12 protein-coding genes are annotated in these 7,300 nt (G+C 66.6%); 4 read left to right on the top strand and 8 right to left on the bottom strand.

Features of this window, described 5'->3' with window-relative positions; genetic code table 11:
- On the bottom strand, positions 1 to 681 hold a 681-nt coding region (locus tag VLA96_11345), incomplete at its 3' end, for an MASE2 domain-containing protein (GenBank protein ID HSE49794.1).
- 47 nt (positions 682 to 728) lie between these two features.
- On the opposite strand from VLA96_11345, the gene tal reads away from it, so the two are divergent.
- Complete coding sequence (gene tal, locus VLA96_11340; protein HSE49793.1) at positions 729 to 1,652, top strand: transaldolase; 924 nt, start codon at positions 729 to 731, stop codon at positions 1,650 to 1,652.
- 37 nt (positions 1,653 to 1,689) lie between these two features.
- On the opposite strand, the gene VLA96_11335 is transcribed toward tal, so the two are convergent.
- Genes VLA96_11335 through VLA96_11320 form a run of 4 tightly spaced genes read right to left on the bottom strand, consistent with a single transcriptional unit; the run spans position 1,690 to position 3,957 of the window.
- On the bottom strand, positions 1,690 to 1,890 hold the full coding sequence (locus VLA96_11335) for a hypothetical protein (GenBank protein HSE49792.1): 201 nt from the start codon (positions 1,888 to 1,890) through the stop codon (positions 1,690 to 1,692).
- 6 nt (positions 1,891 to 1,896) lie between these two features.
- A complete protein-coding gene (locus VLA96_11330) occupies positions 1,897 to 2,526 on the bottom strand; it encodes a hypothetical protein (GenBank protein HSE49791.1) in 630 nt (209 codons plus the stop codon).
- A 27-nt stretch (positions 2,527 to 2,553) separates the two neighbouring features.
- Positions 2,554 to 3,654 (bottom strand): YihY/virulence factor BrkB family protein, encoded by a 1,101-nt coding sequence (locus VLA96_11325; protein HSE49790.1) that lies wholly within the window; start codon positions 3,652 to 3,654, stop codon positions 2,554 to 2,556.
- Between the two features lie 30 nt (positions 3,655 to 3,684).
- Positions 3,685 to 3,957, bottom strand: a complete 273-nt coding sequence (locus tag VLA96_11320) for a hypothetical protein (GenBank protein HSE49789.1) — start codon at positions 3,955 to 3,957, stop codon at positions 3,685 to 3,687.
- Positions 3,958 to 4,010: 53 nt separating this feature from the next.
- Here VLA96_11320 and VLA96_11315 point away from each other — a divergent pair, with 53 nt between their 5' ends.
- The gene (locus VLA96_11315; protein ID HSE49788.1) at positions 4,011 to 4,250 is read left to right on the top strand and encodes a hypothetical protein; all 240 of its coding nucleotides are present in this window, start codon (positions 4,011 to 4,013) and stop codon (positions 4,248 to 4,250) included.
- Between the two features lie 18 nt (positions 4,251 to 4,268).
- The gene (locus tag VLA96_11310) at positions 4,269 to 4,517 is read left to right on the top strand and encodes a hypothetical protein (GenBank protein ID HSE49787.1); all 249 of its coding nucleotides are present in this window, start codon (positions 4,269 to 4,271) and stop codon (positions 4,515 to 4,517) included.
- A 136-nt stretch (positions 4,518 to 4,653) separates the two neighbouring features.
- Here VLA96_11310 and VLA96_11305 read toward each other — a convergent pair whose 3' ends face one another.
- Together VLA96_11305 and VLA96_11300 are read right to left on the bottom strand one after the other, a co-directional pair.
- Positions 4,654 to 4,929: a hypothetical protein gene (locus VLA96_11305; GenBank protein HSE49786.1), complete on the bottom strand. Its 276-nt coding sequence runs from the start codon at positions 4,927 to 4,929 to the stop codon at positions 4,654 to 4,656.
- Positions 4,910 to 6,043, bottom strand: a complete 1,134-nt coding sequence (locus VLA96_11300; GenBank protein ID HSE49785.1) for a TRAP transporter substrate-binding protein — start codon at positions 6,041 to 6,043, stop codon at positions 4,910 to 4,912. Before VLA96_11300 ends, VLA96_11305 begins: the two co-directional genes overlap by 20 nt.
- Before the next feature lie 189 nt (positions 6,044 to 6,232).
- Between VLA96_11300 and VLA96_11295 the strand changes: the two genes are divergently transcribed.
- Entirely contained in the window at positions 6,233 to 6,808 is a 576-nt protein-coding gene (locus VLA96_11295; protein HSE49784.1) for a class I SAM-dependent methyltransferase, read from the top strand.
- A gap of 52 nt (positions 6,809 to 6,860) precedes the next feature.
- On the opposite strand, the gene VLA96_11290 is transcribed toward VLA96_11295, so the two are convergent.
- On the bottom strand, positions 6,861 to 7,124 hold the full coding sequence (locus VLA96_11290; GenBank protein HSE49783.1) for a hypothetical protein: 264 nt from the start codon (positions 7,122 to 7,124) through the stop codon (positions 6,861 to 6,863).
- Positions 7,125 to 7,300: the final 176 nt, after the last annotated feature.

Here is a 7,300-nt window from a genome sequence, read left to right as displayed (position 1 = left end):
GAACAGGTCGACGCCGTTCGCCAAATCCTCGAGCTTGAGCACGCGCTGCCACGACGGGCTGGTGTAGAGCCAGCGCCCCTCCAGGTCGATCATCGCGATCAGGTCGGCGGCGTTCTCGGCGATCAGGCGGTAGCGCTCCTCGCTGCGGCGCAGGGCGTCGCGCCCGATCGCGACGCGGCGGGTCTGCTGGTGCACCACGTAGGCGACCGCGCTCATGTAGCCGAACGAGCCGACCGCGCAGAGCGCGGTGACCAGCTCGCTGGTGGCCGGCGCGTAGTAGAAGCCGCCGCCGAGCACCCAGAACAGCGCCCCGGCCGCGCTGCACAGGAGCGACCAGCCGAAGCCCGAGGCGCCGCGGCTCACGATCGCGTTCAGCGTGGTGGCGCCGACAAAGCCGAACACCACCCAGGTCGGGAAGCCGAGCGCCGCGCACCAGGCGCCGAGCAGCGCCGCGTCGAGGAACAGGTTGTCGAGCTCGGCGCTGACCGGGCGGGTGGAGACCCAGGCGCGCCAGTAGACGATGTGCGGGTAGGCGAGGAACTGCAGCGCGAGCAGCGTCCAGGCGAGCGGTCCGGCGCCCCGCTCCCAGAGCATCTCGCCGACCACGACGAAGCAATAGAGAAATGCCGCGGTCCGGACGTAGTAGTTGGTGGCGACCAGCCCTTGCGCCGCAGCATGCATCTCTGCACACTAAGTCACGTTCCGTCCCACTACTTAAAAGATTTGTCATGACCACGCAGCTCGAATCTCTCCGCCGTCACTCCCTGGTGGTCGCCGACACCGGCGACATCGAAGCCGTCGCGCGCTGGAAGCCGCAGGACGCCACCACCAACCCTTCGCTCCTGCTCTCGTCGGCCGAGGACCCGCGTTACCGGCACCTCATGGACCGCGACATGGACCGGGTGTTCGTCAACTTCGGCTGCGAGATCCTCAAGCACATCCCCGGTCGGGTTTCGACCGAGGTCGATGCGCGGCTTTCCTTCGACACGCAGGGCTCGATCGCCAAGGCGCAGCGGTTTATCGCTCTGTACGAGAAGCAAGGCGTGAAGCGCGAGCGCGTACTGATCAAGCTCGCAAGCACGTGGGAAGGCATCAAGGCGGCGGAGAAGCTCGAGCGCGAGGGCATCCACTGCAACATGACGCTGCTCTTCTCTTTCGCGCAGGCGGTGGCGTGCGCGGATGCGGGCGTGACGCTGATCTCGCCCTTCGTCGGGCGGATCTACGACTGGTACAAGGCGAGCCGCAAGGTGGACGACATCCCGGTGGAGGAAGATCCGGGCGTCGCGTCGGTGAGGAAGATCTACACCTACTACAAGAAGCACGGCTACAAGGTGCAGGTGATGGGCGCGAGCTTCCGCAAGACCGGGCAGATCCTCGCGCTCGCGGGCTGCGACCTTCTCACCATCGCGCCCGACCTGCTGGAGAAGCTGTCCAGGGCCGAGGGCGCGATCCCGAGGCTGCTCTCCCCGGAGAAAGCGAAAACCCAATCGGCGGAAAAGGTGAATTGGGACGAAAAGGCGTTCCGCTGGGAGCACAACCAGGACGCCATGGCGACCGACAAGCTCGCCGAAGGCATCCGGCGCTTCGACGCCGATGCGCGCAAGCTGGAGAAGCTGCTCACTTCGCTCGCCGCGGCGGTCCCCGCCAAGTAGCAAACCTAATTCGGGGCCAGGGCCACGACTGGTTCGTCTATTTGCGGCCCTGACCCCGAATTCGTTCTGCGATCCAGCCAAGTAGATAAAGCGCCGCCGGCACGCCGACGGCGAAAATGGCCGGCTGGAGCGCGCGGTTGGGCTCCTCGGACGTCAGCAGGATGAGCACGACCTGGATGCCCGCGACCACGACCCAGATCACGGTGAAGAGCAGCCACCACTTGCGCCAGGTGAACACGCCGGGCTAGCGCGGCTGGGCGAGCTTGCGCACCTTGTCCAGCTCGGCGGCGGCACGCTGGGCGGACTCGTCGGCGCGCGCGCGCGCCTTCAGGCTCTCGCCCTGCTCGAGCAGGAGCGCGGCGTCGACGTGCGGCGCGAGCTCCTTCTGCGCCTCGGGCAGCTCGTAGAGCAGCTGCGAGAGCGCCTTCAGCGACACCTCGAGGTCGTGGTGGTCGCGCTCGACGCGCTTCTTGAGGTCGGCGGCGACGCGGATCCAGTAGGGGTCGCGCCGGCTCGCCACCGACATGTGCATGGCGAGCGCGCGGCGGCTCATCGCCGCCTCGCGCGCAAGGCGCTCGGCGTCGCTGCGCTTGCGCGCGATCTCGCGCGCGCTGTGGATGTAGTGCTCGGCCGCGGTCTCGAGCGGGCGGTCGCGCGGCGCCTTGGCCATCTTCAGGTTGCTGTCGATGCGCGACACCAGGTCCGGCGTGGGCGGGCCGTTCAGCGCCTGGCGCAGCTGCTTGGTAGTCTCGACGAGCAGCGCCGTGACCTGGCGCTGCTGCTCGCGCTTCTGCTTGGAGGCATAGAGGTAATACGCCGTGCTGCCCGCGATGGCGAGCACGACCGCAGCGACGACGGCCCTGGACCCTCCCATTCCCGGGGAGGATAGCGGAAATTCAAATCACCGCAATTTGAGCCGTGCAAGAAGCCGCGGGCGGCGGCGGTGGAAGATGACATCCGGCTTCGCGCGGAACACCACTCCCGCCACCGCGCCGAGCGCGGTAGCGATGGCGACGGTGACCAGCGGCTGGCGCTTGTGCACCGGCACCGCCTCTGGCATCGGCATGGGCGGCAGCGGGCGCGCGGCCTGCACCCGAACCGGGACCGCGACGGGTGTTCCTCGAGAATCTTCTTTCTCAACGGCGCCCGGTCTCTTCTGCCCTTTGCGCGAGCCGTACTCGTGCGAGTAGACCCAGGTGAACTCCGCGCCGAGCAGGAAGATCTGCGCCGAGTAGTAGACCCAGATCATCACCACCGCGAGCGAGCCGGCGGCGCCGAACGAGGAAGCGACGGCGCTGCGCCCGAGGTAGAGGCTGATGAGGAACTTGCCGACCGTGAAGAGGATCGCGGTCACCACGGCGCCGACCCACACGTCGTGCCACTCGATCCTGGCGCGCGGCATCAGCTTGTAGATGAGCGCGAACACCGTGGTGGTGAGCGCGAAGCCGGCCACGAAGTTCACGATCTGCGCGAGCACCTGCCAGCCCTCGGTGCCCCACATCTTTCCGAGCGACTGCAGCACCGTATCGAGCACCAGCGACACCATGAGCAGGAACGCGATACCGAGGATCATGCCGAGCGAAAGGAGTCGCGAGCGCAGCAGCTTCCACACCCCGCCGGCTTCGCGCGCCGGCGCGCGCCAGATGCGGTCGAGCGAGTTTTGCAGCTCGCCGAACACCGTGGTCGCGCCGAGGATGAGCACGAAGACGCCCGTAACCGTGGCGATCAGCCCTTCCTTCGGCTGCGACGCGTTGGCGATCATCTCCTCGATCGCCTTTGCGCCCTGCTCGCCCATCAGGCCCGACAGGCCCGAGGTGATCTCGCCGCGCGCCGCCTCGTCGCCGAAGAACCAGCCGGCGACCGCGATCACGATGAGAAGCAGCGGCGCGATGGAGAACAGGGTGTAGTAGGAGAGCGCCGCGCCCATGCTCGGCGCGTAGTCGTTGGACCACGCCTGCACGGCCTTCTTGAACAGCGGCCAGACTTGCCTGGGGTGCAGCATCACACCCCGCGCGAGCAGGGATTGTGCCCGCTACCCGGCGTGGGGATGAGGCATCTGGCTCGTGCGCGCGCGCAGCGTGTCGATGAAGAAGAGCCGTGTGTTGACGGCCTCGAGCGCGATCAGGATCTGCAGGCGCAAATAGTCCGCCGCCCCGCTCATGTTGCGCCGGTTCCACTTCAGGTGGCCCTCGCGCGAGAACAGGTCGCGCGACTCGACGCCCTCCCAGCCGCCGGCGTTATGGATCACCAGCTCTCGCAACTGGGCGTAGCACGCGCGCACTTCGGTCAGGTCCGTATAGGCCACAATGACTTGTCGTCGTTAGCTCCCGTAGAATGCTAGCTGGGAGGTGCAAGCCCATGATCTGCGTACGCGTCATTACCGCCGCAATTTTGTGTAGCGTTTCAGCTACCTACGCGGCCGAGCCGGAAGACACCGCGCGGCGTGCCGGCCAGGCGATCGAACGCGGCGCCAAGGCGGCCGAGAAAGGCATCAAGCGCGGCGCCGCGGCCACCGAGCGCGGCGTGAAGAAAGCCGGCGAGTGGGTGGAGCGAAACGCCGAGAAGGCCGAGAAGGGGCTGAAGAAACTCGCGCAGTAATCCGCTGTCCGTTCGCCCATGGAGCAAAAACCCCGCTGGGCCGAGATGTGCGCCCGCATCCTTCAGCAATGCGAGGTGCTGCGCGGCGGCCGCGAGAACCTGGCCGCGTTCCTTCAAGTGAATCCCGACGAGCTCGCCGACTGGGTCGAGGCGCGCTCCGGCCCGCCGCGGCAGGTGTTCGAGAAGGCGATGGAAGTGATCCTCGCCGAGCACGACCGGCGCGCGGCCATGGGCCCGGCGCCGAAGCGGCGCAAGACCGACCACTGACTCAATAAATGGGGACGGACCCCATTTTTCTCATTTAGCGGTACGTTTGTCGTTCCCGCGAAGGCGGGAACCCCATTGCGGGGATGACGGCGGACTTCTTAAACGAGAGAAATGGGGTCCGTCCCCATTTATCCGCTTACTTAAGGTTCTTCAGGTTCATCGCCACCATCTCGAGCTGGTGGGTGAGCGGGCGATGGCCGGGCTTGTCCTGCAGCTTGTTGAGGGCCAGGACCACGTTGTGGCCGAGCTGCTGCGCGCTCATGGAGCCGAGGTTCTCGAACATCCGCACGATCTCGGCCAAGCCGTAGCGGCGCGCGTTCTCACGCACCTCGATCAGGCGGGCTTCGATGCCCGCCCGGTCGAGGTTGGTGGGAAAGCGTAACGTCTCTTCTTCAGGGTTGTTTTTTGCCATCCTTCTTCGCTGCCGAACCGCCGTCCTGCGGCCAGTAGTAGTTCGCGGCAAAAGAGTACGGCGGGTGCATGTAGCGCTTCGCGGGCACCACCTTGGCGGCGTACTCGCGCTGCGACTCGTACACCTTCTTGAAGGTCGGGTTCTTCGCCGAGTTCTCCTTCGCCACCTCGTCCCACGCCTTCAGCGACGCGATCAGGATGTCGGCCGGGGTGCGGCGGATCTGCACGCCGTGCTTCTTGACCATCTCGTCCATCGCGTCGGCGTTCTGCTTCTGCCACTTGGTGAGCCACTCGATGAACGCGTCGTTGATCACGATGTTGAACAGCTCCTGCTGCTGCGGGCTGAGCGACTTCCAGACGTCGAGGTTCAGGCCGAACTCGCCGATCGAGTTGTTCTCGTGCATGCCCGGCGTGTAGTGGTACTTGAACACGCCCGGCAGCCCGAGGCGCAGGTCTTCCACGCCGCCGACCCACTCGGCGCAGTCGATCACCCCGCGCTGCGCGGCCGGCACGATCTCGCCGCCCGGCATGTTGACCACGCTCTGGCCGAGCTTGGCGTAGATCTCCGCGTTCAGGCCGGTCTGGCGGCACTTCATGCCCTTGAAGTCGGCGACTGACCTGAGCGGCTTCTTGAACCAGCCGAACGCCTGCGGGCTGGACGGGTGCGCGGGCCAGACGATCAGGTTCAGCTTGAGCTCGTTCTGGTAGAAGTCGCGCCACATCTGCAGGCCGCCGCCGACGTAGAGCCAGCCCAGGTAATCCATGTGATCCATGCCGAACGGGCCTCCCGGAGGCCCGGCGAACAGCGCCGCGGTCGGGCTCTTTCCCACCCAGTAGTACGAGATCGAGTGCCAGCCGTCGATCACCTTCTTGTTGGCCGCGTCGAGCACCTCGAAGGCGGGCACGATCTGCCCGGCGGCCATGGCCTCGACCTTCACCGTGCCGCCGCTCGCCTTCTCCATCCGCTCGGAAATGATGCGCAGGTGGTCCTGGATCGTCAGGCTGGCGGGCCAGCTCGACTGGACCTTGATCGACTTCGTGGCCGGGGCCTGCGCCTGCGCCCCGAATGAAACGAACGCCGCCGAAACGGCGACTGCAAACGCTCTTTTGAGCATGGGATCCTCCTCGGCCGCATGCTATGGCCTTTGTCCGCAAAAGTGAACCGTCTTTCCGCTTGCCGGGTCCGACGGGATTCTGAAGCGCAAGGGAATGTCAAAGAGCCGTGCCGCCCGCATCTCCAACGCGGGCAAGTCAGCCAGCCGCAAGGGAGGGAAGAAGAAAGGCGGCTAGATTGTTGGCCGCATATGGCCAACCGAGCGCTTTTCCTCGTCTTCTTTCTCCTCCTCCCGCCCCTCGCCGGCGCCCAGCTGCCGGTGCAGGGCGCGGAGCCCTACGTCGGGCAGCCCGGCAAGGACGTGATCTGGGTGCCGACGCCTCCCAGCCTGGTCGAGAAGATGCTCGACATGGCGGCCGTGACCCCGCAGGACATCGTCATGGACCTCGGCTCCGGCGACGGGCGCAACATCATCGCCGCGGCGAAGCGCGGCGCCACCGCGATCGGCGTCGAGTACGACACCGACCTGGTGCACCTGTCGCGCAAGCGCGCCGCCGAGGAAGGCGTGGCCGGGCGCGCGCGCTTCGTGCAGGGCGACATGTACGAGGCCGACATCTCGCAGGCCACGGTGCTCGCGCTGTTCCTCCTGCCGGACAACCTGTCGAAGCTCAAGCCGAAATTCGAGAAGCTGCGCCCCGGCACGCGCATCGTCATCAACGCCTACCAGATCGCGGGCTGGGAGCCGAAGGAAGTGGGCGTGGCGGGCGGCGAGTGCGCGCCCTGGTGCACCGCGTACCTGTATGTCGTGCCGGCACGGCCCGACTAGAAAAAAAACGCCCCCGACCAAGCGGGGGCGACGGCTTTCGCCGAAACCGGATTCAGTTCTTGCCGAAGGCGAAGCTGCCGGTGAAGTCGAGGTCCGACTCCGCCTCGGCGGCCTGCGCCATCACCAGCCCGCGCGCCTGAAGGTCGGCGAGGCGGTGGTGGTCGTCGAGGCGGGGCAGGAGCTTGCGCAGCTCCTGCCAGTGGGCCCCGCCCTCCAGGAGCGCGAGGATCTGGCGGTCGGCGGCCGCGACGGCAATATCCTGCCGCGCCTTCTCCCCGGCCTCGGTGCAGCGATAGATGCGCTCGACCCTGCTCATGACTCCTCCCGCGGTTGCACTGCGAAGCAGCATGGTGCGATTCTGCGTGCCGGGCGCGGAGATATTGAGCGGGCCTTGCAGCTATTCACAGACTTCACAATTTCGCATCCGTTGTCAGGGGATCCCCGGACGCGGCGGTGGTAGGGCGCGCGCGATTACCCTATGGTTTCCCCCAT

It is taken from the genome of Terriglobales bacterium (assembly GCA_035457425.1).
Classification (GTDB): Bacteria; Acidobacteriota; Terriglobia; order Terriglobales; family Acidobacteriaceae; genus JACPNR01.
Note: the sequence above shows the minus strand (reverse complement) of the source record. Positions and strands in the feature narration are given on the sequence as shown.

Excerpts from the sequence above, each read along its gene's own strand:
- VLA96_11305 (HSE49786.1), bottom strand. The coding sequence starts at position 4,929 with ATGGCAAAAAACAACCCTGAAGAAGAGACGTTACGCTTTCCCACCAAC.
- VLA96_11300 (HSE49785.1), bottom strand. The coding sequence starts at position 6,043 with ATGCTCAAAAGAGCGTTTGCAGTCGCCGTTTCGGCGGCGTTCGTTTCA.
- VLA96_11325 (HSE49790.1), bottom strand. The coding sequence starts at position 3,654 with ATGCTGCACCCCAGGCAAGTCTGGCCGCTGTTCAAGAAGGCCGTGCAG.
- tal (HSE49793.1), top strand. The coding sequence starts at position 729 with ATGACCACGCAGCTCGAATCTCTCCGCCGTCACTCCCTGGTGGTCGCC.
- VLA96_11310 (HSE49787.1), top strand. The coding sequence starts at position 4,269 with ATGGAGCAAAAACCCCGCTGGGCCGAGATGTGCGCCCGCATCCTTCAG.
- VLA96_11330 (HSE49791.1), bottom strand. The coding sequence starts at position 2,526 with ATGGGAGGGTCCAGGGCCGTCGTCGCTGCGGTCGTGCTCGCCATCGCG.
- VLA96_11315 (HSE49788.1), top strand. The coding sequence starts at position 4,011 with ATGATCTGCGTACGCGTCATTACCGCCGCAATTTTGTGTAGCGTTTCA.
- VLA96_11295 (HSE49784.1), top strand. The coding sequence starts at position 6,233 with ATGGCCAACCGAGCGCTTTTCCTCGTCTTCTTTCTCCTCCTCCCGCCC.
- VLA96_11290 (HSE49783.1), bottom strand. The coding sequence starts at position 7,124 with ATGAGCAGGGTCGAGCGCATCTATCGCTGCACCGAGGCCGGGGAGAAG.